Annotated in this window: 28 protein-coding genes; 15 read left to right on the plus strand and 13 right to left on the minus strand. The window is 66.4% G+C overall.

Features of this window, described 5'->3' with window-relative positions:
* Nucleotide 1: 1 nt before the first annotated feature.
* From BA190_RS15380 to BA190_RS15400, 5 genes are all read right to left on the minus strand, one after another.
* Nucleotides 2–847, minus strand: coding sequence for an ABC transporter permease (locus BA190_RS15380; RefSeq protein WP_068288934.1), 846 nt, complete (start codon nt 845–847; stop codon nt 2–4).
* On the minus strand, nt 847–1,593 hold the full coding sequence (locus BA190_RS15385; protein ID WP_068288937.1) for an ABC transporter ATP-binding protein: 747 nt from the start codon (nt 1,591–1,593) through the stop codon (nt 847–849). The genes BA190_RS15380 and BA190_RS15385 overlap by 1 nt, the downstream gene beginning before the upstream one ends.
* A gap of 64 nt (nt 1,594–1,657) precedes the next feature.
* On the minus strand, nt 1,658–2,146 hold the full coding sequence (locus tag BA190_RS15390; RefSeq protein ID WP_068288939.1) for an SRPBCC family protein: 489 nt from the start codon (nt 2,144–2,146) through the stop codon (nt 1,658–1,660).
* Between the two features lie 56 nt (nt 2,147–2,202).
* Nucleotides 2,203–3,177 carry a YVTN family beta-propeller repeat protein gene (locus BA190_RS15395; RefSeq protein ID WP_068288942.1) on the minus strand — a complete coding sequence of 325 codons (975 nt, stop codon included), beginning with the start codon at nt 3,175–3,177 and terminating at the stop codon, nt 2,203–2,205.
* Nucleotides 3,178–3,216: 39 nt separating this feature from the next.
* Complete coding sequence (locus BA190_RS15400) at nt 3,217–4,392, minus strand: ABC transporter substrate-binding protein (protein WP_068288945.1); 1,176 nt, start codon at nt 4,390–4,392, stop codon at nt 3,217–3,219.
* A 353-nt stretch (nt 4,393–4,745) separates the two neighbouring features.
* Here BA190_RS15400 and BA190_RS15405 point away from each other — a divergent pair, with 353 nt between their 5' ends.
* The 6 genes from BA190_RS15405 (at nt 4,746) to BA190_RS15430 (ending at nt 9,091) form a co-directional block, all read left to right on the plus strand.
* Nucleotides 4,746–5,210 (plus strand): DUF2380 domain-containing protein, encoded by a 465-nt coding sequence (locus BA190_RS15405; RefSeq protein WP_068288948.1) that lies wholly within the window; start codon nt 4,746–4,748, stop codon nt 5,208–5,210.
* A gap of 66 nt (nt 5,211–5,276) precedes the next feature.
* On the plus strand, nt 5,277–5,990 hold the full coding sequence (locus BA190_RS15410; protein WP_245314741.1) for a (5-formylfuran-3-yl)methyl phosphate synthase: 714 nt from the start codon (nt 5,277–5,279) through the stop codon (nt 5,988–5,990).
* A complete protein-coding gene (locus tag BA190_RS15415; RefSeq protein ID WP_068288952.1) occupies nt 5,987–6,586 on the plus strand; it encodes a hypothetical protein in 600 nt (199 codons plus the stop codon). Before BA190_RS15410 ends, BA190_RS15415 begins: the two co-directional genes overlap by 4 nt.
* Entirely contained in the window at nt 6,583–7,140 is a 558-nt protein-coding gene (locus BA190_RS15420; protein WP_068288955.1) for a flavoprotein, read from the plus strand. The genes BA190_RS15415 and BA190_RS15420 overlap by 4 nt, the downstream gene beginning before the upstream one ends.
* Nucleotides 7,119–8,513: a DUF6513 domain-containing protein gene (locus BA190_RS15425; protein ID WP_068288959.1), complete on the plus strand. Its 1,395-nt coding sequence runs from the start codon at nt 7,119–7,121 to the stop codon at nt 8,511–8,513. The genes BA190_RS15420 and BA190_RS15425 overlap by 22 nt, the downstream gene beginning before the upstream one ends.
* Nucleotides 8,514–8,515: 2 nt before the next feature.
* Entirely contained in the window at nt 8,516–9,091 is a 576-nt protein-coding gene (locus tag BA190_RS15430; RefSeq protein WP_068288962.1) for a DUF447 domain-containing protein, read from the plus strand.
* A gap of 164 nt (nt 9,092–9,255) precedes the next feature.
* Here the strand turns inward: BA190_RS15430 and BA190_RS15435 are convergent, their stop codons facing one another.
* Complete coding sequence (locus BA190_RS15435) at nt 9,256–10,326, minus strand: hydantoinase/oxoprolinase family protein (protein ID WP_068288965.1); 1,071 nt, start codon at nt 10,324–10,326, stop codon at nt 9,256–9,258.
* An 82-nt stretch (nt 10,327–10,408) separates the two neighbouring features.
* Between BA190_RS15435 and BA190_RS15440 the strand changes: the two genes are divergently transcribed.
* Complete coding sequence (locus BA190_RS15440; RefSeq protein ID WP_082979761.1) at nt 10,409–11,131, plus strand: HisA/HisF-related TIM barrel protein; 723 nt, start codon at nt 10,409–10,411, stop codon at nt 11,129–11,131.
* A gap of 293 nt (nt 11,132–11,424) precedes the next feature.
* On the opposite strand, the gene fae is transcribed toward BA190_RS15440, so the two are convergent.
* From fae to BA190_RS15475, 7 genes are all read right to left on the minus strand, one after another.
* Nucleotides 11,425–11,931 (minus strand): formaldehyde-activating enzyme, encoded by a 507-nt coding sequence (gene fae, locus BA190_RS15445; protein WP_068288968.1) that lies wholly within the window; start codon nt 11,929–11,931, stop codon nt 11,425–11,427.
* Nucleotides 11,932–12,087: 156 nt separating this feature from the next.
* Nucleotides 12,088–12,936, minus strand: coding sequence for a triphosphoribosyl-dephospho-CoA synthase (locus BA190_RS15450; protein ID WP_068288971.1), 849 nt, complete (start codon nt 12,934–12,936; stop codon nt 12,088–12,090).
* The gene (locus BA190_RS15455; RefSeq protein WP_068288974.1) at nt 12,933–13,844 is read right to left on the minus strand and encodes a RimK family alpha-L-glutamate ligase; all 912 of its coding nucleotides are present in this window, start codon (nt 13,842–13,844) and stop codon (nt 12,933–12,935) included. The genes BA190_RS15450 and BA190_RS15455 overlap by 4 nt, the downstream gene beginning before the upstream one ends.
* Nucleotides 13,845–13,938: 94 nt before the next feature.
* The gene (gene mch, locus BA190_RS15460) at nt 13,939–14,913 is read right to left on the minus strand and encodes a methenyltetrahydromethanopterin cyclohydrolase (protein WP_068288976.1); all 975 of its coding nucleotides are present in this window, start codon (nt 14,911–14,913) and stop codon (nt 13,939–13,941) included.
* Nucleotides 14,910–16,064 (minus strand): ATP-grasp domain-containing protein, encoded by a 1,155-nt coding sequence (locus BA190_RS36840; protein ID WP_068288979.1) that lies wholly within the window; start codon nt 16,062–16,064, stop codon nt 14,910–14,912. Before BA190_RS36840 ends, mch begins: the two co-directional genes overlap by 4 nt.
* Entirely contained in the window at nt 16,030–16,923 is an 894-nt protein-coding gene (locus BA190_RS15470; protein WP_068288981.1) for an NAD(P)-dependent methylenetetrahydromethanopterin dehydrogenase, read from the minus strand. Before BA190_RS15470 ends, BA190_RS36840 begins: the two co-directional genes overlap by 35 nt.
* Nucleotides 16,923–17,960, minus strand: coding sequence for a beta-ribofuranosylaminobenzene 5'-phosphate synthase family protein (locus tag BA190_RS15475; RefSeq protein WP_082979763.1), 1,038 nt, complete (start codon nt 17,958–17,960; stop codon nt 16,923–16,925). The genes BA190_RS15470 and BA190_RS15475 overlap by 1 nt, the downstream gene beginning before the upstream one ends.
* A gap of 180 nt (nt 17,961–18,140) precedes the next feature.
* Between BA190_RS15475 and BA190_RS15480 the strand changes: the two genes are divergently transcribed.
* The 8 genes from BA190_RS15480 (at nt 18,141) to pqqA (ending at nt 25,640) form a co-directional block, all read left to right on the plus strand.
* Nucleotides 18,141–19,169: a hypothetical protein gene (locus tag BA190_RS15480; protein WP_068288983.1), complete on the plus strand. Its 1,029-nt coding sequence runs from the start codon at nt 18,141–18,143 to the stop codon at nt 19,167–19,169.
* Entirely contained in the window at nt 19,163–20,797 is a 1,635-nt protein-coding gene (locus tag BA190_RS15485) for a formylmethanofuran dehydrogenase subunit A (protein ID WP_068288985.1), read from the plus strand. The genes BA190_RS15480 and BA190_RS15485 overlap by 7 nt, the downstream gene beginning before the upstream one ends.
* On the plus strand, nt 20,785–21,711 hold the full coding sequence (gene fhcD, locus BA190_RS15490; RefSeq protein ID WP_068289446.1) for a formylmethanofuran--tetrahydromethanopterin N-formyltransferase: 927 nt from the start codon (nt 20,785–20,787) through the stop codon (nt 21,709–21,711). Before BA190_RS15485 ends, fhcD begins: the two co-directional genes overlap by 13 nt.
* Nucleotides 21,708–22,514, plus strand: coding sequence for a formylmethanofuran dehydrogenase subunit C (locus BA190_RS15495; RefSeq protein WP_068288987.1), 807 nt, complete (start codon nt 21,708–21,710; stop codon nt 22,512–22,514). The genes fhcD and BA190_RS15495 overlap by 4 nt, the downstream gene beginning before the upstream one ends.
* A gap of 121 nt (nt 22,515–22,635) precedes the next feature.
* Nucleotides 22,636–22,842, plus strand: a complete 207-nt coding sequence (locus BA190_RS15500) for a hypothetical protein (RefSeq protein WP_068288989.1) — start codon at nt 22,636–22,638, stop codon at nt 22,840–22,842.
* A gap of 204 nt (nt 22,843–23,046) precedes the next feature.
* On the plus strand, nt 23,047–24,627 hold the full coding sequence (locus BA190_RS15505; protein ID WP_068288991.1) for an ATP-binding protein: 1,581 nt from the start codon (nt 23,047–23,049) through the stop codon (nt 24,625–24,627).
* Nucleotides 24,624–25,325 carry a response regulator transcription factor gene (locus BA190_RS15510; RefSeq protein ID WP_068288994.1) on the plus strand — a complete coding sequence of 234 codons (702 nt, stop codon included), beginning with the start codon at nt 24,624–24,626 and terminating at the stop codon, nt 25,323–25,325. Before BA190_RS15505 ends, BA190_RS15510 begins: the two co-directional genes overlap by 4 nt.
* Nucleotides 25,326–25,547: 222 nt before the next feature.
* Entirely contained in the window at nt 25,548–25,640 is a 93-nt protein-coding gene (gene pqqA, locus BA190_RS15515) for a pyrroloquinoline quinone precursor peptide PqqA (protein ID WP_068288997.1), read from the plus strand.
* Nucleotides 25,641–25,657: the final 17 nt, after the last annotated feature.

A 25,657-nucleotide genomic window follows, 5' to 3' on the forward strand; every position in this document is an offset into this window, starting at 1 on the left:
CTCATGATGCTTCTCCTTTGGGGCCGCCGCGGCGCACCATCAGGCCGCGGGACGGGTCATAGGCGATGAGCGCGGCGGCGAAGAACAGCACCGTGGTGCCAACCACCACCGCAAGCGCGACCGGCTCGAGCCGGCCATAGAGGGCAAAGCGCACCAGTTCGACCCCATGGGTGAACGGATTGGCAAGGCAGGTCAGATAAAGACCCTCGCTCGCCTCCCTAATGCGCCAGAGCGGATAGAGCGCCGAGGAGGCGAAGAACATCGGGAAGATCACGAAGTTCATCACGCTGGCGAAATTCTCGAGCTGACGGATCAGCGAGGACAGGAAGAGGCCGATCGAGCCGAGCATCAGGCCGGTCAGTACCAGCGCCGGCAAGGCCAGGACATAGCCCTGCACGGGCGAGTCGACATCCCACCAGGCCGCGATCGCCAGGAAGACATAGACCTGCAGCACCGACACCAGCACGCTCGCCGTGAGCTTGGCGGCCAGCAGCGACCAGCGCGGGAACGGGCTGGTGAGCAGCACCCGCATCGAGCCGACCTCGCGGTCATAGACCATCGAGAGCGAGGATTGCATGCCGTAGAAAAGCTGGATCATCACGGCCAGCCCCGGCACGACATAGGTCTCGTAGAGCACATAGGTCTCGTAGGGCGGCTGGATCGAGACCCCCAGCACGTTGCGAAAGCCGGCGGCAAAGATAAAGAGCCAGATCAGCGGGCGCACCAGTGCCGAGAGGAAGCGCTCCTTCTGGTTGACGAAGCGCAGCATCTCCCGATGCGCGATGCCGCCGAGGCAGACGAGATAGCCCGAAAAGCTCAATCGCGAAGTGAGCGTCGCATCCGACATCAGGCGGCCTCCCTGTCGGTCAGGCGGCGGAAGGTCTCGGCCAGGCTGGCGCCGCTGCGGGCGGCGAGCGTGGCGGCCTTGCCCTCGGCGACGATCCGGCCCTGATGCAGCACATAGACATCGTCGTTGTCGGCGATCTCCTCGAAGATATGGGTCGCCCACAAAACCGCGATGCCTTCCTCGGCCACCAGGCGGCGCACCGTGGCGACGATGTCGGCCCGCGCCGCCAGATCGAGACCGACGGTCGGCTCGTCGAGGAGCAGAAGGCGCGGCCTGTGCACCAGGGCGCGCGCGATCTCCACGCGCCGGGCCTGCCCGCCGGAGAGCGTGCGAACCTTCTCGTCGGCCCGCTCTGCGAGACCCACGCGCTTGAGAAGCGCGAGAATATGCTCGCGCACCGCCTTCCCGCCAAGCCCGTGCAGGGCAGCGTGATAGGCAAGGTTCTGGCGCACCGTCAGGTCCGCATCGAGCGTGCGGGCCTGGAAGACGACGCCGAGCTCGGCCAGCGCCCGCGACGGAGCGAGGTTGAGATCATGCCCGTAGACCTCGACGCGGCCGGAACGGTTCTGGTAGAGTCGCGTCACGATCGAGAACAGGGTCGTCTTGCCGGCGCCGTTCGGCCCCAGCAGGGCGACGAAACGCCCGGCCTGCACCTCGAGCGAAACGTCGGCCAGCGCTTCGCGCTTGCCGAAGCGATGGCCGACGGCCGCAACCGAGAGCGCCGGCTTGTCCGTGCCAACCGTCATGGCTGCTCCCCGTCGCGCCGAAAGGGCGGCAGGATACACCAGGAACGGGCAGTCCGAACAACCATCACTTGCCCTTGAGCTTGGCCTTGAGCTGAAGCAGGCCGGCCAGATAGATATCCGCCACGGCTTTCCGGGCGACGTCTCCCGACACGCCCTTGGGGTCGAAGGTGGACGACCAGGTGATGGCGATCTTGCCCGGCTCGTCGTCCTCTTCCACCTTCAGCGTGGAGACGTAATTCTCGATCGGCAGGGGGCTCTCGAGGATGGCATAGGTGTAGGATGTGTCCTTGTCGTCCCACTTGACCAGCTTTTCGACGAATTTGGCGCCGTCCTTGGTGGTGAGGGTACGGATCTTGGCGCCGTCCTTTTCCGAAAGCTCGCAGGAAGCGATGGCAGGGTGCCAGGTCTTGATGCCGCAGAAATCGCCGATCAGGGCCCAGGCCTTGGCCGGCGTGCCCTTGCCCTCGACGCGATTGGAATTCTTTTCCGCGAGGGCCGGGCTGCAGGCAAGGCCCAGCACAGTCAGGGCACCGACAAGAGTCGTGATACGCATGGTCTTCCTCCCCAGGTCTTTTGAATCATCTTGCTGATCGAATCGTCGCGTCCGCGTCAATTCGGCGAGACCACCACGCCCCACGGTGCCTCGCCGACCGGAATGGTCTTGATCACCTTCTGGCTGGCGACGTCGATCACCGATACATCGTTGGAATTGCCGTTGGTGGCGTAGAGATATTTCTCGTCCGGCGTGAAAGCGAGCTGCCACACGCGCTGGCCCACCAGCAGATATTTCTCGACCTCCAGGGTCTCGCCATTGATCACCGCGACGCGATTGGCCGGCCCGAGCGCCGCGAAGGCGGTCTTGCCGTCCTTGGTGACGCGCACGCCGACGGGCTGGATCGTCTCGGCAGTGACGCCGGGGATCTGGAACTCGATCTTCTTGAGGATCTTACGCGTGGCGGGCTCGATGACGCTGACGGTGCCGCCGACCTCGGAACTCACCCAGACCTTGGAATTGTCCTTGTTGAACTCGGCAAAGCGCGGGCGTGAATCCACCAGCACGCTATCGATCACCTGGAACGTGGATGTGTCGATGAAATGGGCCATGTTGGTGGTTTCGGAGGTGTTCACCAGCATCTTGCCGTCCGGGCTGATGCCCATGCCCTCCGGCTCGACGCCGACGGGCACGGTGGCGAGCACCTTGTTCTCCTTCACGTCCACCACCGTCACCTGGGCATCGTCCTCATTGGCGATGTAGAGGGGATTGCCGGAAGGGTGCAGGATGAAGAGTTCGGGATCGGGGCCCGACTGCAAGGTGCGGGCCACCTTCATCGTCGCCGTGTCGATCACCTCGACACCGTCGTCGTCGCTGGCACACAGATAGAGGGACTTGCCGTCATTGGAGATGGTGATGCCCCGCGGGCGCCGGCCAGTCGGCACGGTCTGCTTGACGGTCTGGGTCTCGGAATTGATCACGGAGATCGAATTGCCCTTCTCATTGGAGACATAGACCGTGTAGGCCTGCGCCGTGCCGGCCAGGCAAGCGGCCGCCAGCCCCAAAAAAGCAGCCTTGGCGAAATGCGGCATGATCCGGTTCCTCTCCAGGCGGGCATCCCCGCAGCGCGTTCACGGCAAATGACATTGGCTTTCGGGCTGATCGGCGCCGAGCGTATCGAGCACGCTGCGCTGATGCAGGTAGCCGGGCTGCGGCGACACCGAGACGATCGCCATCGGCTGGGCGATCAGCACCGGCTGGCGCAGCTGATGGTCCCAGCTGCGAAAATTCACCGGCACGCCCTTGAAGGCGGCCAGCTGGAATTTTGGATCGACGAGATAGGTCGAGACCGCCGCCGGATCTGCCGACTTGGTCCGTGTCACGGCTTCTCCCACGGCGCGCACCGCGACCCAGGCCTGATAGTCGATCGGCCGCATGGTACGCTTGGCACGCTTGAAGAAGCGGCTCTGCAGCTGCGCCGAGCCCCAGGCATCCTGGGCGCGGTGCCAGGAGGTGGCGATCAGGCCCTGCGTGCCGGCAATGACCTTGGGGTCCCAGGTGCGGTAGGCGAGGTAGTCGCCGAAATCGGCCTCCTCGTCGGCCACCACCATGATGTCGTAATCCGTGCCGCGGCTGAACACCAGGGCGTCCGACTGGGTGATGCTGTCGCTGCGGGCGCGGGCGAGCGGACCGAATTCCCAGGCCTTCTCGGCGGCGAGGGTGAGGCCGAACTTCTTGGCAGACTGCTTCAGGGCGTCGGCATACAGCTTGTCCGCCGCGGTGGGCCCATAGGTGAGGAAGAGCTTCATCCAGCGCTTCGTCGCCAGATATTGCACCAGCGCATCGGTCAGCATGGCGCGGCTCGGCGGAACGTGGAACACATTGGCGCGGCAATCGGCGCCGCGCAGCCGGTCGTCCTGCGCGGCGGCATTGAACACCACCACCGGGCGCCCCTTGAGGGCATCGGCAACGGCCAGGAGTTCGTCCGCCGTCAGGGCGACCACCAGGAATTTCGCCCCGGCATCGGCCAACTTGACGGCCGATGCCACCGGCGACTGGTCCTTGTCCAGCACGACCTGGTCCAGCACATAGCGCTGGCCTGAGAAGCGGCCCGTGGTGTTGTTGTCGTCGATGGCAAGCCCCGCGCCGGCCGCGGCTTCGTCTTCCGGGGTGGGATCGAGTTCGTAGAGCGCGGGCGGCGGCGCCTTGTGGGTGATGACGCCGATGCGAACTTCGAGCGGTTCGGCCGCCCTCGCCGAGCCACAGGCCAGCAGCGTCACAAGGGCAAGCAGCAAGGCTGCCATCATGCGGGACGGGTTTCTCAATCTCGCAGCCGGTAACACATTTCGCTCCCGAACGCGCAGGCCTCTGCGTGCCTGAACATCGGCAAGCTTACGCATTGCAAATGAAGAACGTCAACTTAATATACCTAAGAAATTTATAAGCTGAATACGTCTGTACTGGCTTTCATGTTCATGGCAATTTTTACTAGAACGCGAACTGATAGTTTTCATAGAATATTCTTATTTGTGAAGGGACCACTGTGCTTGAATGGATGTCCCTGATTGTAGGAACGCGCCGGCGCAGCCTGAAGTATTGGACTGGAAGACACAGCAGCCTGCTGCGGCAGGCGGGCAGGACAATATTTGTCCTGCTGGCAATGGCAGCCGTCCTCCCCTCTCAGGCCCGGGCCGGCGAGCCCGGTAAGGCTCTGCTCGCTCTGCCCTTCGGCTATCTCGACACCTCCGGCGAGGCATCGGACCAGAAGGAAGCCCATGCCGACCGGCTGAAGGCGATGTCGGCCCGCTTGACCGATCGGCTGCAGGCGGGCGGCTTCTATCGCATCGTTCCGGCCACGCCGGGAATCATCGCCTGCGCCGGCAATGACCAGGATTGCCTGCTGGGCGAAGCACGCAAGTCCGGCGCAGATTTCATCCTGACCGGAGCCGTACACAAGACCAGCACCCTGATCTCGGCAATCTGGGTCGGCGTTTTCGATGCCAAAGACGGCAAGCGTGTCTTCTTCCGCCAGATCAGCTTCCGCGGCGACACCAACGAGGCCTGGCAGCACGCCACGGACTTCGTTCTGGGCCAGTTGCAGGAAGAGGCACGGCAGGCGCAGTGAAAAATCGCGCGGTTGCCGCCGAACGCCCATGAGGGCATTGTGGGAAATAAAGAGGAAGGGCCCATCGTGACCCGTTTGCTTGTCAGTGTCGTCGACAACGCCGAAGCTCGGCTCGCCCATGCGCAGGGGGCCGATCTCGTCGATGCCAAGGATCCGGAGGCCGGCGCCCTGGGCGCCCTGCCTCTTGCTACCATCCGCAGCATTCAGGCCAGCCTGCCGGATGACGCCATCACCAGTGCGGTTGCCGGTGACGACGACGATGTGGGACGCCTTGCTGACAGTGCCCTGGCGATCGCCACCACCGGCGTCACCTTCGTCAAGCTCGGTCTCGGCCGGACGATGGCCCGGGTCGCCAGCATCGCCGAGCTTGGCCGGCGGCTCGGCGGGCATGGGCGCTTCATCGCGGTGCTGTTCGCCGACGAGGATCCCCCCTTGAAATTGACGGAAGCCCTCCTGGAGGCCGGCTTTGCTGGTGCCATGCTGGACACGCGCCAGAAGAAAGGCATTCGCCTGCCCGACCTGATGACTGTGGGCCAGCTTGCCTCCTTCATCTCGGATTGTCGTCGGTTCGGCCTGATGTCGGGGCTTGCCGGCTCCCTGCGTGTCGAGGACATCGAAGCGCTCGCCGTCCTCCGTCCCGATTATCTCGGCTTTCGCGGGGGGCTTTGCCTGGCCGGCGACCGTCGCGGCCAGCTCGACCCGCAGGCCATCGACCGCGCGGCCCACCGTCTTCAGGCCATCCGGCAAAGTGGGCAGATTGACGGCGAGCGGGCTGCATGAACCTGACCGTGGTCAAGATCGGCGGCAGCCTGTGCGGCTCGGCCCGCCTCGAGCAGTTGCTCGCACAACTCGCCGGTGAAACCCAGGTGCCGCTGGTACTGGTCGCCGGCGGTGGCCCCTTTGCCGATGCGGTGCGCCAGGTCCAGGCAGCCATGCCCTTCGACGACGTCCTCGCCCACCGCCTCGCCCTCGATGCCATGACGCATCTGGCCGAAGTGCTGGCCACCCGCCATGCGCGCCTGACAGCCGTCGGGAGCAGGGCTGAAGTCAAGGAAGCTGTGCGGCAAGGCAGGCTCCCGATCTGGCATCCCGCCGAGCTGCGCGCCGGGCATCCGGATATCGCCGAGAGCTGGGCGGTGACCTCGGACAGCCTGGCGGCCTGGCTGGCCACCGAACTGGGCGCCGACAGGCTCATCCTGGTCAAGTCCGTCGATGTCCCCGCCGATTCGACACCCGCGACTTTGGCGGCAGCCGACATCGTCGACACCCATTTTCCCCGCTACGCGGCCCGGTTCACCGGCTCCATCGTGGTAGCGGGCCCTTCCAGCGACGACGGCCTTGCCGCGCTGCTCTCCGCTCCCTGCGAGGCCTCATGAGCCGGCATCCTGCACAACCACGCCTGGCCTGGGCCCTCACCGGCTCCGGGCATTACTTCACCGAATGCCTGGAGCTGATCCGCGAGGTGGGCGAGTGCGATCTCTTCGTCACCCGGGCCGCGGCCGAGGTGATCCGCATGTATCGCAAGCAGTTCGATGCCCTGCCAAAGGGCACGCGGCTGATCAAGGACACCACGGCCAGCGCCGCCCCCGTCGGCGCTTTCTACCATGGCGACTACCATACGCTGGTGGTGGCGCCGGCGACCTCGAACACCGTGGCCAAATGCGTGTTCGGCATCTCCGACACGCTCGCCACCAATGTCTATGCGCAGGCCGGCAAATGCCGTATCCCCTCGATCGTGTTTGCCTGCGACACCGCACCGGAGATGGAGACGCAGGCCCCCTCCGGCATGGTCAAGGTCTATCCGAGGCGGATCGACCTCGACAATGTCGAACGGCTCAAGGATTTCGAGGCGACGACAGTGGTCGAGACCTATGAGAGCCTGCGCCAGGCGGTGTTGGAAAGGCTGAAATGCGTGAACACCTCGCCCTGATCACCGGTCATCTCAGCCGCACCAGGCTCGAGCGCACGATGACGGCCCTGGGCCCGGTTTCCTTCGACTGGCTGATCCTGGATGCCGGCGTCAAGGTTGCCGCTTTGATGACGGAAGAGATCATCCGTCGACGCGTCACCTTGCCCGACGGCGTCACCCGCGTCCTGCTGCCCGGCCGCTGCCGGGCCGACCTCGAAGCCCTTTCCGGCCATTTCGGCATTCCGGTGCAGCGCGGCCCCGACGAGATCGCCGACCTGCCCGCCTTTCTCGGCCGGGGCGGTCATCCGCCCGATCTCTCGCGCCACGACGTCACTATCTTTTCCGAGATCGTGGACGCGTCCCAGCTTTCGCCCGAGCACTTGCTGGAGCGTGCCCGCGCCATGGCCGCCAAGGGCGCCGACATCATCGATCTCGGCGCTCTGCCCGACACGCCCTTCCCGCATCTGGAAGACAGCATCAAACTGCTCAAGCAGCATGGTTTCAGGGTCAGCGTCGACAGCGCCGCACCGGCCGAGCTCCGGCGGGGCGCCGAGGCGGGTGCCGATTTCCTGCTGAGCCTCAACGAGCACACCCTCGACCTCGCCTCGGGGACGCAGGCCATCCCGGTGCTGGTGCCGGTCGAGCCCGGCGACCTCGCCTCGCTGCTGCGGGCGGTCGAGCGCATGGAAGAGGCCGGCCGGCCCTATATCGCCGATCCCGTGCTCGACCCCATCCATTTCGGCTTTGCCGCCTCACTGGCACGCTATGTCGAGTTCCGGCGCCTGAAACCGCAGGCCGAGATCCTGATGGGAACCGGCAACCTCACGGAACTGACCGAAGCCGACAGCCTGGGACTGACAGCCCTCCTGATGGGGATCTGCTCGGAACTCGCCATCCGCCATGTGCTGGTGGTGCAGGTCAGCGCCCACACCCGCCGCACGCTGCAGGAGCATGACGCCGCGCGCCGGCTGATGTTCGCGGCCAAGGCCGATCATTCCCTGCCCAAGGGCTATGGCTCGGCCCTGCTCGCTCTCCATGACAAGCGGCCGGTGGTGAGTTCGCCGGAACAGGTGGAGCAGAACGCCAAGGACGTGCGCGATGCCAATTTCCGCATCGAAGTCAGCGATGACGGCATCCACGCCTATAACCGCGCCGTCCATGCCCGCGGAACGGATGCCCTGGCCTTCTATCCTGAGCTCGACGTCGCCGGCGATGCGGCCCATGCCTTCTATCTCGGCACGGAACTGGCCAAGGCGGAGACCGCCTGGCGGCTCGGCAAGCGCTACGCCCAGGACGAACCGCTCGATTTCGGCTGTGCCGCGGACAAACCGAGCGAAGACGCCACCGGCTTCAAGGCGCCGGGCCATACGTTGGCCGGCCGCAAGGGAAAGTAGCGATGCCGCGCATTCTCGAAACCATCGTGACCACGCTCAATGCCGACGGCAGCGCGCATCTGGTGCCCTTCGGCTTGATCGAGGAAGGCGAGCATTATGTCGTCGCTCCCTTCCGCCCCTCGCCGACCATTGCCAATCTGGAGCGCCATCCCTTCCTGGCCGCGGCGGCTCCGCTCGACATCCGGGTGATCGCCGGCTGCGTTACCGGGCGGCGCGGCTGGACGACCCTTCCCTGCGAGCGGATCGAGGGCGTCAGGCTGGCCGAAGCCTTCGCCCATATGGAGCTTGCGGTCGAGGCGGTGGTTCCCGACGAGGTCAGGCCCCGTTTTCGCTGCCGCGTCGTGCACCGGGGGCTGCACCAGCCGTTCCTCGGCTATAATCGCGCCCAGGCGGCCGTGCTGGAAGCGGCCATTTTGTCGACCCGGCTGCATATGCTCAGCCCCGACAAGATCCGCAGCGAGATGGATTATCTCAGCATCGCCATCGGCAAGACGGCCGGCGAAGCCGAGCTGGAAGCCTGGCGGTGGATCGAGGAAAAGATCCTGGCCGGGCCGACACCCGCCAGTTCATCCCGCTGAGACGCGACCCCTGGATTCGAAACGATCCTGTCATCCCCGGCCGAGCGTAGCGAGGGGAAGGGGATCCAGGGGCTGAAAGACTCCAATCATGGCCCCTGGATCCCCTTCCCTTGCCACGATGTGGCTCGCCGGGGATGACAATGCGCTCAGCCCCGAACCGCATCCTAAACCCGCTCGGCCGCGAGCAATGCAAGCGACACCGCCGGCGCGCAGGAGGAGGCCCAGTAGCTCTTCGAGCCGTCGGCACTCGGCACCAGATCGGCAAGGTCGTGATAGGCCAGGCCCATCCGCGCCGCCAGCGCCTGAACCACGAAGCGGCCCACGCCGCAGCCCACCACGGGCGGGCGCGCCTCTGCCTTGCGGCGCGACAGGATACGGGCCGCCGCATCATGCAGGCGGCGCAATTGCAGCTCGGCGAAATGAGCCGCCAGTTCATTCCAGACATGATCGGGCGCGTCGCTCGCATCCTGGCCGACGACCCGCGCCAGCCGGGTCCGCGTAGAGGCGAGGCTCTTGTCGCGGCCATCGGCCGTGTCGTGCTGGTCGGCCTCCTCGGGCAAGGTGCCGAGCAGGCGATGGACATCGGCAATGGTGGCGAAATGCTCGGCGACCAGCGTGACGTCCTGCCCCTGGAAGGGCAGTCTTTCGGCAAGCGACATCAAAGGCGTGCGCACGACGCCGGCATAGACCAGTTCGCCCGATACCAGTCTCTCGGCGTCGGTATAGCCGAGGCCCGTGATCCGGCCTTCCTCGATCGGAATGAGATCGGAGGTGGTGGATCCGACGTCGACCAGCAGGGCATTCGGCAGGCGGGAGGCGACGAAGGCCGCGGTTGCGTGCCAGTTGGCGGAGGCGACATCCACCGCATGGGCAGCCGCCCGATGGGGCGGCAGGAAACCAGCCCGTCCGCCATAGATGGCGATCTCGCCCTGGCAGTGCCGGGTGGCCCAGTCGGTCAGGGCGGCAACACCGGCGGCGCGATCGTCGAACAGGGCGCTGAGCTCCCCGGTCATGGTCACCGCATGGTGGCGCGCCTCGCGCGCCCAGGACGGCAGGGCGGCGAAGGCTCGGTCGAGCACGGCAAGCCCCTGCCTGATCTGGTAGGGTTCCTGCGTCACCGCCAGCAGCCGTCCCTGTGCCACGGCGGCGACCTTGACGTGCACGCCCCCGAGATCCCAGCCCAGCACCAGATCGTTCGTGGTGAGCACCGGATCATCATACGCAGTGGAATCCATACTAATCACTTTCACGGCCTGTCGCTTTCACCATTCTAGGCGCCGTGCCACAAAGGGGTAACGCCGCTTTCGAGTCGTCATCATGCCTGCACCGGATCGACAGGACAAAGCCCATACCGCGCCGGGCGCAAGCCTCGGCGTCGAGATCGTGCCGGTCATCGATCTGCGGCACGGCTCGGTGGTGCGGGCCAAGGCGGGCGATCGCGCCCGCTACCAGCCGATCGTCACACCGCTCAGCCCGACGGCCGATCCGGTCGACGTCGCCGCCGGCCTGCTGCGCGCCACGCCGTCGCGCCAGCTCTATGTCGCCGACCTCGACGGTATCGAGGGGCGCGGGCGCGATACCGCCAGCCTCCGACGCCTCGCGGCCACCTTCCCGGCAATACGCCTGTGGGTCGATGCCGGCATTGCCACGCGCTCCGAAGCGGAGGCCTTTCTTGATGAGGGCCTCGGCCTCCCGGTGCTCGGCTCCGAGAGCCAGAGCGACGACAGGCTCGTGCGGGACCTGGCTGATCATGCCGTGCTGTCGCTGGATTTTCGCGGCGACGACTATGTCGGCCCCGAAGCGATCCTCGCCACGCCGTCGATCTGGCCGGAGCGGGTGATCGTCATGACGTTGGGGCGCGTGGGCATGGGCAGCGGACCCGACCTCGACAGGCTGTCCGCGCTTCGTCGGCAAGCTCCCGCCCGTTGCAGGCTCTATGCCGCCGGTGGTCTGCGGGACAAAGGCGATCTTGCCGCCCTCGCCGAAATCGGCGTGTCCGGCATTCTCGTCGCTTCTGCCCTACATGACGGACGCCTTTAAGGGCATGGCCGCAAGTTGACCATGGCACGGCCCTGTCGTCATCGCGAGGAGCGTAGCGACGTGGCGATCCAGAAGCCTTCGATTCGCTCGCCGAGCCTGGATTGCTTCGCTGCGCTCGCAATGACGGCGGTTCTACTCCGCGGTCAAAGCAATCGCCTCCGGCAAGTCTTCGCCGGAGGAAACTGGGTCCCTCCGGCGAATTTTCAGCGTCCGAGAAAGATGGCGGCCAACCGCTGAAGCAGGCCTGCAGGCATGGGCGCAGCAGGCGGCTCCTGCCCAGGGCTGTCCCCTGTCTATGCAGCGAAGGGGTGCTTGACCTGCTCGCGCTTGCTGGTGGCTTCGGCCGCGCTCGGCCAGCCCTGGACGGCGCGTTCGATCGCCTGCTTGGTCGCTTCGTAGTTGTATTTCTGGATCTTGGCGTCGTCGTCCGCCAGCCAGTGGATGAAGACGCCCACGCTGATGAAGATGTCGTCGGCTTCGTCGGCGGGAATGGTACCGTCGGCGACGCTGTCCTGCACCGCGCGCGCCACGGCGTGCTGGGCGGGACCAAACATCTGCACGGCTTGCTTGGCGCCCTTGATGGTCACCTTGTTGAACAGCAAGGTGTTGGGTTTGCATTGCAGGTTTGGGGCGATCACCGCTAGAAGCGAGGTGAAGCCATCCTTGTTGTTGGTGAGGGCATTGCAGAATGCCGTCTCCGCGGCCGAGCCGCGAGGACCCATGATCAGGTCGATATGAGCGACTTCATTGCCGTCGCCGACAAGGGATTCACCGATCAAAACCTTGTTGATCTTTGCCATATTCGATAGTCCTCCCTGCGAGAACAAAGGCCCCGATCCCTTGGAACGGCGGCCGAGCCATCTATCCTTGTTTGCAGCGTTCGGCACGGCGCCGAACCGGTTGGCCAGATAGCTTTATGAGCGTAATCGCGCATTCCGTCACCAGCAAGCATCCGTTCAGCTGCCGGTTGCCGGAGAGCGTATGATCGCGGCGGCAAACAATGTCGCCACGGTGAAGTCGGCGGAAGTTCCGGGGTTGAGATCTCCTTTCTTCAGTTCGGCATCGAATGCCAGCAAGGTTGCGAGCGAGGCGGGGCCTGGTGGACCCGCCCCGATGATTTCGGCTGCGCGCGCCCGAACGGCTTCGGCCTGCTCGCGGCCGCGGCGGCGCTCGATATGCGTGTCGGCAAAACGCGACAGGAAGGCCATATGCACTGATGTCGTGCACCAGGGCTCATCGAGGCCGCCCCCTTGCGCCTGCCGGAGCGCCGGCAGGCCCGTCTCGAAGACATCCTCGAAATCGGTGAGATAGGCGCGGGCAATGCGATCGCGCGCCGCCGCCTCAGCCATCGCTTCGCGCAAGGTAACGGTCGGCGCTTCGTGGACATCGTGGCGATCGGCGCTTCCCAGCCCGCCCGGCGAGGCCAGGCGGATCGCCTCGAAAGCATCGCGCGCATCGATCCTGTCGAGTCCCGACAGGATCGATGCAAGCGCCGCACGCAAGTCTCCTCCCGCCTCGGCGGCCGCAGCAAGCGGCGCACAAAGCAGCACGATGCCGAGATTGGTGTTCCAGCCTATGGCCTCGCGCGTCGCCCTGATGGCACCGAGGATACGCGCCCCGACGCTGGCGCGCGGTTGGCCGATCCAGGGTGCAGAGGCGACGGCGCTCGCCTCGAAATCGGCGACCTTGGTCTCGCCGACATCCGCGAAGACATGCACATTGCCAGGCTTCAGGGCCCGGAGTTCGGCAAGGCAGGCGTCCCGATAGGTGCCGGCAAGATCGAGGCTGGGAGGATGATAGTTCATGATACCGCCACCATGGCTGGACGGTGGGCGGCATAGACCGCCTTCAGGAAGGCGCGGACGACGGCCTCGCTGATATCGGCGTCAACGATGCTCTGCAGGCCGGACCAGGACGGCATGCTGTTGACCTCAAGGAGCAGGAAGCGGCCGCGATCATCCTCGATGAGGTCGACCCCGCAATAGGATACATCGACCGCCTGCGCCGCCCTCAAGGCAAGATTCTCGGCTTCCTCCGGCATCTGCCAGCGCGACGGGCGCCCACCCTGATGGACATTGGTGATCCAGCCATCGCCCTCGCGCGCCATGGCGGCCACCACGCGGCCGTCGCAGACGAAGACGCGGTAGTCCCGCCAGCCCTCGACGTTCCGGCGCACGAAACGCTGCAGATAATACACCCGCGCCACGTCCTCGGGCTGCGGGAGATCGTCCGGCACGCCGATCAGGCGCAGGCCCTCGCCTTGCGAGCCGAACAGGGGCTTGAGGACCAACGGCACGCCCGGCCTGGCCTCGCGCCGCACGATGTCCACCGCCGCCTCCCGGCTCGACACCACGAAGGTATCCGGCGTCGGCAGGCCGGCCCTGGCGATCAGCAGGCTGGTCATCGATTTGTCGACGCAACGCTCGATGGCCCGCGGGTCGTTCCACACCACCACATCAGCCGCGACCAGGGCATGCAGCACGCCGAGCCGCAGGGTGGTCGCCTCGAAGGTTCCGCCCGATATGGTGCGCAGCAGCACTCCATCCGGCAATTCTCCCTCGAAGCCGGGTATGCGCAGGGGCTCGCCCCCGCCCGTGACCATGGCCACATCAGCCAGGGAAAACAGCACCGGCTCGACGCCGCAGGCGCGCAGGGCGCCAAGCAGGCGCCCACGATGCCATTCGCCATTGTCGGCTGCGAGGCCGATACGCAATCGGCGTCCCACAGGGTGTTCGAGCGGGTTCAATTCGAGATGTCCTACCAAGAGTTCCTGCGAGGTTGGGGTCCTGTGAGCTCAGCGTTCGATGCTACGAGAAGGAGGCATCCACCAGGTCCGGCATCAGATGGCCGCCGCGGAAGGTCTCGCCGTTCTCGAGAGCGGTGACGATGACCTCCGCCGGGCTGAACAGATGCGGATCGATGGCATAGAAATCTCCTTTGAAACGGCTGAAAATCTCGGCGAAGGGCTTGCCGTGGTCGCGGGACGTGGGGCTCGGCAGGGCCTCGGCCAGCGATTTGGCGGCTTGGGCGGTGCCGGCCACGAACAAATGGACACGCCCGCCATAGATGATCGCATCATTGGTGCGGCCCATGGCCCGTACGAAATCCGGGGTGGGCGGCGCCAGCGGTGCCGTGCCCAGGCCATCGACGATGTCGGCAAGCGGAAAGCCGAGGCTGTGCGCCTTGTGCAGCGCGACTTCGAGCACGCGGCTGACGACCTGGGTGGCCCCCGCCAGGCTCTGGGTCGGCGCATAGATGAAAGTGAGGGCTTCGGGTGCCAGCCGCGTCGCCTCCGCGACGTTGCGCACCACGGCCTCAGGCGGCGGCGAGGCGGTTTCCAGGATCAGGACGGCGCTGTCGGCATCGTCACTATAGCCCAGTTCGACGAAGAGAGGTTCCACCCGCGCGGCAGCGCGCCCCGGCCCTGAGCCAAGCGCGAAATAGGCTTCCTTGCCGCTCCCGGCGCGTAGGCTCCAGCCGGCATATTGGCAGCCGAGACAAGCCAGGACGGGATTGGTCGTCTGCACATTGACGGAGAAGGGCCAGCGCTCCACCGGCCCGGTGGGCGCGATCGATACGCGGCCGAGGCCCGCCAGGCAGATCTCGGCAAGCCGGCGGCCCGCCTCGATGGAGCCGGGAACACCGGCGCCGGCATCGATGAAGCGGCACCCGCCCGGGCCCGCGCTGACGGTGAGCCGCAGGCCCGCGGCATCGGCGACGAGGCTGTCGACCAACGGTCTGGCCAGGGCATTGACGCTCGGGGGCTGCAGGAAAATCGTCACGCCGGAACTCTCTCCTCTTGAACGAGACGGATGATGTCCGCGCCACGCAAGTCGAGCAGGCGTCGAACCTCGGCGGTTGCCGTGCCTGTGGCGGCGACGGTGCAGACCGGCGCCCCGGCCTCGATCGCGCTGCCGCGCTCCGGCCTGTCCGCCACGAAAGCCGGCCATGCGATCTCCGGCACCCTGGCGATACGGCGCCGGGCATAGACGATCATGCTCCCGGCGGCCTCCTGGGGAGGAGCTTCGACCTCGCCGAGTTCGCCCCTGCTCGCGCGGCAATGGCGCTCGAAGAGCGGCGTCCGCCGCCGGTCGAGGCAATCGAGGGTGGCGCCAGGCCGCGGATTGATCTCCAGCAGCCACCAGCGATCCGGCGCCACCATCAGGTCGGCGCTGGCGAGGCCTCGCAACCGGGTGGCCGCCACGATCCGGCCGATCGCCATCTCGATCTCGGGATCGATCGCGGGCGGCCCGCCCGGCTCGATGGCGCCGCCATAGCGCCACGCGGCACCCCGGCCGGGCGAAACCCATTGACGTGTGCGGGCGATCACCTGAGCCCGGCGGCCATCGGCGAGGAAGGCGACGGAAACCGGCTCTCCCTCGACCGCCCGCTGCAGATAGCGCCCAGGCGCCAGCCTGTTGGAGCGGGCCTTGCGGATATGGCCCCCGCCCGAGCTACCGCGACGCTTGGCCAGCCAGCCCGAGGACAAGGCGACCGGCTCCAGCCGGACCTGCGGGTGGCCGATGCCAAGTTCCGCCAGCAGGCGTGCAAAGCCCATCGGATCCTTCAGGCTGGCCACCGTGTCGGCACTGGCACCGATCAGGCCGAAGCGCTCGTCGATGGCCTGGATCAAAGCGGGACTGGCTTCAAAACCGCTGCCGAGAACGACGCCGAGAGGCAGCTGGGCACTGGCAAGAGCCAATTCATCCAGCGCATCGAGGACGGCAAGGCCGGCGACACCCACGCCGAACCGACCCCTGACCTGGCGATAGCCCGCGGCCAGCGCTCGGGTATCGCTGTCACCGAAGAGGTCCACGACCAACGGCCTGTAGCCCGCGCGGCGGGCGGCAGCGGCGAGAGCGCGACCGGACTGGGCGGCGATCAGGACGCAGGCGCCCTCACCCTGCGATCTCGAGGGCAAGCTTGTACGCATCGCGAAAATCCAGGCTGATCGGCTTGTCGGTCGCCAGGAGGCGACGGAACAGGCCGAGTTCGGTCTTGTATTTGACGTTTCCGATCGCGAGTGCGCCGACGCCCAGCGCCTTGCCATTCCCGAAGGGCTCGCCATTGGCCATCACGCCGACCCCTTCCACCCCCGCCGGCGGGACGGCGTTGACATCGGCGGCGACCAGCAGGCCCGGCACGGACTCGAGGTCGGCCGCGGAAAGAATGTTCACACCGGCGGGCCCGCTGGACAGGACGATTTCGGCACCGGCGACCGCCGCCCGCCGGGCCTCGGGCGTGCTGCCATCGGCATAACCGACATCGACGCCGAAGCGCTGCTTGATGCCGGCCGCAATGTCGCTCACTCGCTTGGTGCCGTCATGGCCCGCCAGCACGGCCTGGCCGCCCTCGAGCGCCACCAGCACGGCGGCGCAATAGGCGACGACACCGGTCCCGCCGAAGATCACGACCTTGCGGCCTGCCAGTTCGCCGCCATGCTTGTCCCTCAGCACGGCCTTGACCTTGGCGACCATGGCCGCGCCGGTGGTGAAGGAGCCGGCCGGATCGGTGAACAGGTTGAGGGCGAAAGGCGGCACGAAGGCCTTCTGCGCGGCATCGAGCATATCGAGCGCAAGGCCGCCATTCTTGCCGCCGATGAAGATCGAGGTGCGGCTGCCATCGCCCGGCGCGCGCGAGAAGATCGCGTCCTGCACGAGCGGCCGGATTTCCTCCAGCGTCACGCCCGTATAGGGAATGACGACGTCGAAGCCAGCATCGACCGCCATGTTGACGTCAAAGGGACTCATATGCTTGAGCGGCGAGAGCATATGCAGGATCGATCGGGCCATCAGAACGCGAGCCTCCTCTTGAGCGCATGGTCACGGTTGATCCGCACCTGGGCGCCCTGATTGCGTCCGCGCACGATCTCGAGGCGGATGCCGGGTGGCAATCCGTCGGCCTTCAGCTCGGCAACCAGCCGGCGTGCCTCGCTGTCGGAACCGATAATGACGAAACCGGTGGGGCCCCAGGAACTTTGCCCGATGCCGCCAAAGCCCCGCTGCTCGCAGGCGGCCAGCACCTTGGTGACGATCGGACTGGTGAAGCGGCCGCCCTGCGCCGACGCGAAATGATCCCCCACCACGCGCTGTAGCTCGGCCACGCCGGCCCCGAAAGCCTCGACATCCCTGCCGGCCGCGGCCGGCAGGATGCGCATCAAGGCAAGACGGCAGAGATGGGCGGCGGCGGCCTCGGGAAAGGGCGGCAACTGCCGGAAGGCACTGACCTCGGCCTCGCCATGCAGGCCATGGGAAGAGGTGTCGAAGACCAACAGCACTCGCCAATCCTCCGGAAAGGGCAAGCGGGCAAGAATCGGGGGCGCCCGATCGTCCTCGCCGCGTCCGCCGTCGAGAACCAGGCCGCCCTTTTCGAATGCGGCCAGGCCGGCGGAAGAACGATTGCCCCTGTCGAGTGCTTCCGCGGCGTCGCGCGCCTGAAAGGGCCGACCCCGCAGTCTGGCAAGGCCCGCCGCCACCGCCAGGGCGATCTGCGTCCCTGAGCCGAGGCCGGCATGGGGTATGATGCTGCGCCGCAACCGAAAATGGCCGCGCGGCTCGACCTGGAGATGGTGCGCCGCCGCTTCCGCATAGCGCAGCACGCGTTCGGCCTCCTCTCCCTCGGCGATCAAACGCTCCGCATCCGATACGACGAGATCGACGGCGGGGCTGCTCACCGCGAGGCCGAGGCTGCCGAAACGGCGACCGAGCCCACCATGAAGATCGAGAAAACCGAGATGCAGGCGCGCACTCGCACTCACGCGGATCGAAGCGGGATTTGTCGCGGAAGCGGACTCAAATCCGGGTAAGGTCGTTCCCTTCTGCTGATACATCGGCGCGGCCTCCCCAATAGGAAAATATCATAACAAATAAACATCGTTGGCAACGCAGCAATTTCTTAGAAATAATCCATATTATTCTTATAAATTTGCCAGAGAGCGCGGAGGTACTTGGCCGAACGCTGAGGTGGTTGTTAGCTATAGCGAAAATGAAAGGCAGGAGACGGCTCACGGATGCGCGCCTGGATCGAAGGCCAACCGGTTGATCAGCACGAGGCCATAGCCGCTGCGGCGCGGATGCTGGCTCGGGCTCGCCTGCCCGTGATCGGCGGGCTGTCCGGCGACGTTGCAGCGGTACGCGCAGCCTACCGGCTTGCCTTCCATATCGGCGCTGCGATCGACTGCGAGGGCTCGGATGCGCTCTATGCCGATCTCGGCGCCCTCACCGCCCGCGGCGCGATGACCACCACCTGGGCCGAGGCACGGGCGCGCGCGGACCTCCTTTTGGTGGTCGGGCGCAAGGCCGGCACCAATCCCTTGCTGGCTGAGCTCGTGGCTGCCCCTGCCCCGCTGGCCGGCGTGGCCGAGCGCAATGTCCTCAACCTGGAGGACGACCAGGACACCCTTGCCGCGCATCTGGGCCTGCTGCGCGCCCTCGCGACTGGCCGGTTGTCGCCCCGCCCGGAAACTGTGGCGCTGAACGATCTGGCCGGCAGGATCAAAGCGGCCCGTTTCGGGGTCGCCGTTTATGACCCCCGGGAACTGGGCGAACCAGCCGTCGGCATGCTCCAGGGGCTGGTCAAGGACCTCAATGACGAGACCCGCTTTTCCAGTCTGCCGCTCGGCGTGCCGGCCGCGGCGCGGCTGGCCCTCGCGGTCGGCAGCTGGACGACCGGCGATGCGCCACGTGTCGGGCTGGGACGCGGCTATCCCGAGCACGATCCCTGGCGCTTCGATGCTCGCCGCCTGGTCGCGAGCAAGGAAGCCGATGCGGCACTATGGCTCTGCGCACAAGCCCATGGCGAGAAGCCCCCGGTCGGTATTCCCGGCGTCGTCCTCTCCGGACGTCCAGACGAAGCGCAGGCCGGCATCGTGATCGAGGTGGCTGTTCCGGGCGAAGCCGGTATGGCCGTCTGTTTCGACGAGCGCCGCGGCACGCTCGCAGCCATCGGGACGGGCCCAGCCCCTCGAAACACCGGCGCGGCCGAGATCCTCGCGGCCATTCAAACCACAATCGGCGAGAAGGGACAGGGATCATGCTGACGCGCATTGCGGGCGGCCGCATCGTCGATCCGGTTTCCGGCCGTGACGGCAAGGCAGATCTGTGGATCCAGGACGAGCGCATCGTCGAGAAGCCGGTGCAGGCCGTCGCCGATACCGTGATCGACGCGCGCGGCTGCGTGGTGATGGCCGGCGGCGTCGACGTCCATTCCCATATTGCCGGCGGCAACGTGACCCTGGCGCGCCTGCTGCTGCCCGAACTTCATGTCAGCGAAACTGCCGGCGACCCGGCCCTGCCCTTCTCGACCGCGCGCTGGTCGGCCTTCGAGACTGGCCGCCTCTATGCGCGCATGGGCTATACGACGGTGATCGAGCCGGCACTGGCGCCGAGCGCCGCCTTGGCGACCCATCTCGAACTCGACGACATTCCCCTCATCGACCGCGGCGCGCTCAGCGTGCTCGGCAATGACGACCAGCTGCTCTCCCTGCTCCGGCGCAAGGAGGGTGCCCAGGCGGTGCGCGACCTGACGGCCCTGACGCTCGCAACCTCGCGCGGGCTCGGCGTGAAGGTGATCAATGCCGGCGGGGCGGCGGCCTTCAAGCAGAACGTCCGCGCCTTCGGGCTCGACGACGAGGTGCCGAGCTATGGCCTGACCTCGCGCCAGATCCTCACGGCCCTGCTCGACGCGACCACGGCGATCGGCGTGCCGCATCCCCTGCACGTTCATTGCAACAATCTCGGCCTGCCCGGCGCCGTCGATACGCTGATCGCTACCATCAAGGCGGCGGAGGGGCGCCCCGTCCATTTCGCCCATGCCCAGTTCTACAGCTATGGCCGGCACGAGAGTGGCGGGATCGTCTCGGCTGCGGCGGAGGTCTGCGCGGCCCTGGCGGCGAATCCCAACACAACCCTCGATGTGGGCCAGGTGGTGTTCGGCCAGACCTGCACGATCTCCCTCGACATTCTCCGGCAATTCTCCAGCCGCAAGGCCGGCCGGCCACGCAAATGGATCCTGGTCGACGGCGATGCGGAGGGCGGCGGCATCGTGCCCTACCGCTATCGCCGCAACTCCGGCATCAACGCGCTGCAATTTGCCATCGGCCTCGAACTCTTCCTGCTCTCGCCGGACCCCTGGCGGGTGCTGCTCACCACCGACCATCCCAATGGCGGTCCGTTCACCGCCTATCCCCGCCTCATCCATCTGCTCATGGACAAGGCGGAACGGGATCGCACTCTGGCGAGCCTGCCGGACATCGTACGCGAGCGCAGCGGCCTTGCCGCGATCGAGCGCGAATATACCCTGGCCGAAGTCGCAATCATGACCCGCGCCGCGCCGGCACGACTGCTCGGACTGGCCGACCGCGGCCATCTCAAGCCGGGCGCCCGCGCTGATGTGGCCATCTACCGCGAGGATGCCGACCGCACCGCGATGTTCGCTTCGGCCGATCTGGTCCTGAAGGACGGCGTGGCGGTGGTGCGCAAGGGCGAGCCGCTGGGGTGGCGCGCCGGCCGCACCCTGACGCTGGCGCCGGAGTTCGATCCGGCCATGAGGCGCCATGCCGACCGCTATCTCGAAGACCGCTTCGGGGCCGGCCTGGAAAGTTTCAGCGTGCCGCTCGAGGCCTTTGGTGAAAGAGATGTTTTCGAGGTCGAGCCATGTCTGATCTGACGCCTAGCTCTGACCTGATGCTCAACGGCATCGCCATCGACGACACCTTCGCCGAAGCCTTCGGCATGGCCGCCACAGCGATCGTGCTGACGGCCGACACGCCCCGCTGGGCCGAGATCGCAGCGGCGAGCCTGACGGGCTTTGCCACCTCGGTGATCGGCTGTGGCGTCGAGGCCGGCATCGACCGGCCCCTCTCGCCGGAGGAAACCCCGGACGGAAGGCCGGGCTTGCGCGTCCTGCTGTTCGGCTTCGATGCCGACGGGCTCGGCAAGCAGCTCGCGCGCCGTGTCGGCCAATGCGTGCTGACCAGCCCCGGGTCGGCCTGCTATGCTGGTTCCGGCGGCAAGCGGCGTCTCAAGCTGGGCGCCAATATCCGTTATTTCGGCGACGGCTATGAGATGGCCAAACGCATCGAAGGGCATCGCTATTGGCGCGTGCCGGTGATGGACGGCGAATTCGTCTGCGAGCACGACACCGGCCTCGTCGAGGGCGCGGTGGGTGGCGGCAACCTGCTGTTTCTCGGCCGCGACCAGGCCGGCACCTTGGCGGTAGCCGAAGCCGCGGCCCGCGCCGCAGCGGCCGTACCCGATGTGATCCTGCCCTTTCCCGGTGGCATCGTGCGCTCTGGCTCCAAGGTCGGCGGACGCACCAAGGGCATGATCGCCTCGACCAACGACCCCTACTGCCCGACGCTGAAGGGCCGCCCCCGTTCGGCCCTGGCGCCCGAGGTGGGAGCCGTACTCGAAATCGTCATCGACGGATTCTCGGCCGACGCGGTACGCGCCTCGATGAGAGAGGGGCTCCACGCAGCCGTCGAAGCAGGACCGCAGCATGGCCTGGTGCGTGTCACCGCCGGCAATTATGGCGGCAAGCTCGGCAAATATCACTTTCATCTGCGCGAGTTGCTGACATGAGCGCCCTCACTTTCCGCCTGCGCGAAGCCCCGCCCGAACGCCTCGACCTTTCGGGCCTGGTGCCGCATCGCATCGGCGCCCTGTCGCTTCCGGACATCGAGAGACTCCCGATCGGTACCTCCCGGCACGGCGTGGCGGTGGCCGATATCTTCACGGTCGAAACAGGCGATCGCGATAGCATCCGCTTCGAGGGCGGCTCCCCGCGCTTCGACCTGATCGGCGCCGGGCTCGAATCGGGCCGCCTCGTGGTGGACGGCGATGTCGGCCAGCGGCTGGGCCAGGCGATGCGGGGCGGCACGATCGAAGTCACCGGCAGTGCCGGTCCGTTTGCGGCCAGTGCGGCGAAGGGCGGGCTCGTCCGTATCGCTGGCGATGCGGACGAACGTGCCGGCGGCGCCATCCACGGCGCAATGCACGGCCTCGATGGCGCGATCCTCGTCATCGAGGGCGACGCGGGCGACAGGCTGGGCGAGCGCATGCGGCGAGGGCTGATCCTCATCGGCGGGCGGGCGGGCGACTATGCTGGCTCGGGCCTGATCGCCGGCACCATCATCGCCCAGGAAGTCGGCGACAATCCCGGCTACGGCATGCGGCGCGGTACCATCATTGCAGCCGCGCATGGCACCCTGCTGCCGAGCTTCGTCCCCACCGGCCGCCATCGCCTCGTGGTGGCCCAATTGCTTCGCCGCGCCGTGGCGCATATCCGGCCCCGGTCGGCCGAGCTCATCCCCCAGCAGGCCGAGCGCCTGGCCGGCGACCTTGCCACCCTCGGCAAGGGCGAGATCCTGATGCCCGCAGCATGAACGGGCAGGCAGCACTCCGGGGGTGCCCGGCTACCGCATGGGAGGTAGCACACAAGTACAGCTTGATTGGAGCTGCAAACGGGAACAGGCTAACATCGCTTGCTGCAGCAAGAGGCACCTCATGTGGATTCTCCTGACCGTCTGCCTGATGAGCGCGCCCGACTCCTGCCGCGAGGAGCGTATCAGCTGGTCCATGGATACGCGGGACAGCATGGCCTGCTTGTTGCACGCCCAGGAAACCATCGCCCAGTGGCAGTCTACGCACCGGCAATGGAAAATACGCAACTGGCGCTGCGTCACCAAGCGGGATCTGTCGACCGACATCTGAAGACGGGCACTGCCAACCGCGTTTCGCGATTTGCGGCGCCCGGCAGGACCCTTAAGGCCGCGCCAGCAGGACGCCGGAGAAACAAGCGTTTCCGTCCAAAGGCGCTTTGCCCGGCGTGCCGCAGCCTTGCAACGGCGCCTCAGCTGGGCAAGTGTGCATCGTCAACCGACTACAATGGTCGGAACAATTGTGGTTCGTGGCGGTATGGGATCGATTCGAGGCTCTCTCTCCTTTCTGATCGCCGGTGCCGCCATGCTGACCCTGCTGGCGGCGGCCGGCCTGCTGTTCGCCGTGCGGACCTCCGATTTCGCGGTCGAGCGTCTCACCGTGTCGCAGCGCCGGCTCGACCTGCTGGCCGAGGCCTCCGGACGCCTGACCGACTATGCCTTTGCCGCCATCGACAGTGCCCAGACCGCAGCGTCCAGCCGCCTGCGACTGACTGCCCTGAAGAGCCAGATCGACACCGTGCTGACGGCGGCCGGCGCCGACCCCTGGCAGGGCGAAACCATCCCAGGCCGCGTCGAGACGCCGGAGCGCATGCTGGCATTGCTGCGCGCGGACATCGCCAGTCTGGATGCCTCCATCGCCACCGGGCTCGAGCAATCGGATACAGCTGCGCGCGGCGACACCATCCGCGGTGCCCTCAACGGCTTCGGCCTCAGCGCCGGCCCGCGATTGTCCGCCCTGGTGGAGGCCGAACGGCAGGCCGTCAAGCTGGCGCGCGAGGACATCGCCCGCACCTCGCAGCGCCTGACCATCGCCGCCATCGCCGCGGCGATCCTCGCCATCCTGATCGCGATCCTGCTGCACCAGCGCATCACCAGGCCGCTGCTGCGCCGAATCAGCGCCATCGACGATGCCGCCATCGCCATCGGCCGCGGCAAGCTCGATATCAGGCTCGCCGTCGGGGCGCGCGACGAACTCGGCCTGCTGGTGGCCCGCTTCAACCGCATGGCAGCCTCGCTGGCCAGGCGCGAACATAAATTATCGCTGGACAGGGCAGCGCTCGAACGCATCGTGGCCGAGCGTACGGCCGACCTCACTACCGCCAATGAGAGGCTGGCCCGCATCGACCGTTCGCGCCGGCGCTTCTTTGCCGATGTCAGCCATGAGCTGCGCACCCCGCTCACCGTGGTGCTGGGCGAATGCGACATTGCCCTGCGCGCGCCTTCGATCAGCCCCGAGGAGACCCGCACGACTTTCACCACCATCCGCCAGCGCGCCTTCCGTCTGCATCGACGCGTCGAGGACATGCTGCGTGTCGCGCGCTCGGAAAGCGGCGAGATCACCCTCGATTTCCGCCGCATCGACCTGGCGCGCCTGCTGGTGGACACCGTGGAGAGCTACGCGCCCGTGGTCCGGCGCCACCAGCTTGAAATTGCGCTGGTCCTGCCCGAATCGCCTGGCGACATCGTCGCCGACGGCGATTGGATCCGCCAGGTGGTCGAGGGGTTGATCGACAATGCCATCCGCCATGCCAAGGGCGCCACGCGCATCGAGATCCGCCTGGAAGATAGCCCGGACGCCGCCGGCATCTTCGTCAGCGACGATGGCTGCGGCATTCCCGCCGAGGCGCGGGAGCAGGTGTTCGAGCGTTTCGTCAGCCGCAACGGCGGCGCCTCATCGAGCTTCGGCATCGGTCTGGCCCTGGCCCAATGGGTTATCACGCGACATCACGGCAGCATCGTTATAGCATCGGATCCAAACACCGAGCGTGGTACGCGGGTGGCGATCACGCTGCCCCGAGCCGCCGAAGGGAATACGCACACAGGATTTGCATCATGAATGTATTGCTCGTCGAAGATGATGCCGACATTGGCTCGATGCTCAGCAGGGGCCTGAAGGTGGAGGGATTCGACGTCACCACGGTGGAGCGGGCGGACCAGGCCCTCGACACGGCCCGGGACATCAATCCCTGCGCGGTGGTGCTGGACATGATCCTGCCCGACGGTTCGGGGCTCGACGTCTGCAGGGCCTTGCGTGAGACCGGCTATACGGGACCGATCCTGTTCGTCAGCGCCAAGGACGAAGTGCAGGATCGCGTCGACGGCCTCACGGCCGGCGCCGACGACTACATCGTCAAGCCTTTCCAGTTCGATGAATTGGTGGCGCGGCTGCGCACCCACCTCCTGCACCGGTCCGGCACTTCGGATGAACATGAACGCCTGATCGTCGGACGCCTCGTGCTCGATCACGAGACGCGCCAGGCCCATTACGGCACCGTGCATGTGCGCCTGACGCAGCGGGAGGCCGAATTGCTCGCCTTGCTCATGCAGAACGCCAACCATCCCGTCTCGCGCGGCGAGATCTTCGACCGCCTCTGGGCCACGCAGGGAGGCGTCTCGCTCAACGTCGTCGATGTCTATGTCGGCTATCTCAGAACCAAATTCGCCGACATCACCCGCGTCGGCGGACCGCTGATCGGTACGGTTCGCGGCCGCGGCTTCATGCTCGACATGGCAGGCAATCGGTCCGGACGCTGAGCAGCGGCTGCCACGATGTCGCACGCAGTGGATCCGCACCGGCGGGTCCCCATGATTCCTTGTGCCTCAAAAACGGTGCGCCACAAAACCCAATCGTTTTCACTTGCGGTATTGATGGAAGACGTGGATAGTGTTGTTGGTAATGATCTTGGTATCTTCCAAGATTAATACTTATAAATTCCTTATGAAAAAGCTCACAAACCAAGCAACGGAGGAATTGAAATGCGCTGGACCAAACCTGAAATCATCGAGTTCTGCGTCGGAATGGAAGTGACGGGCTATATGTCCGACGAGGACCTGCCGCCGGAATTCTAAGTTGAATCGGCGACAGC

Source organism: Labrys sp. WJW, from assembly GCF_001676615.1.
GTDB classification, from domain to species: domain Bacteria; phylum Pseudomonadota; class Alphaproteobacteria; order Rhizobiales; family Labraceae; genus Labrys; species Labrys sedimenti.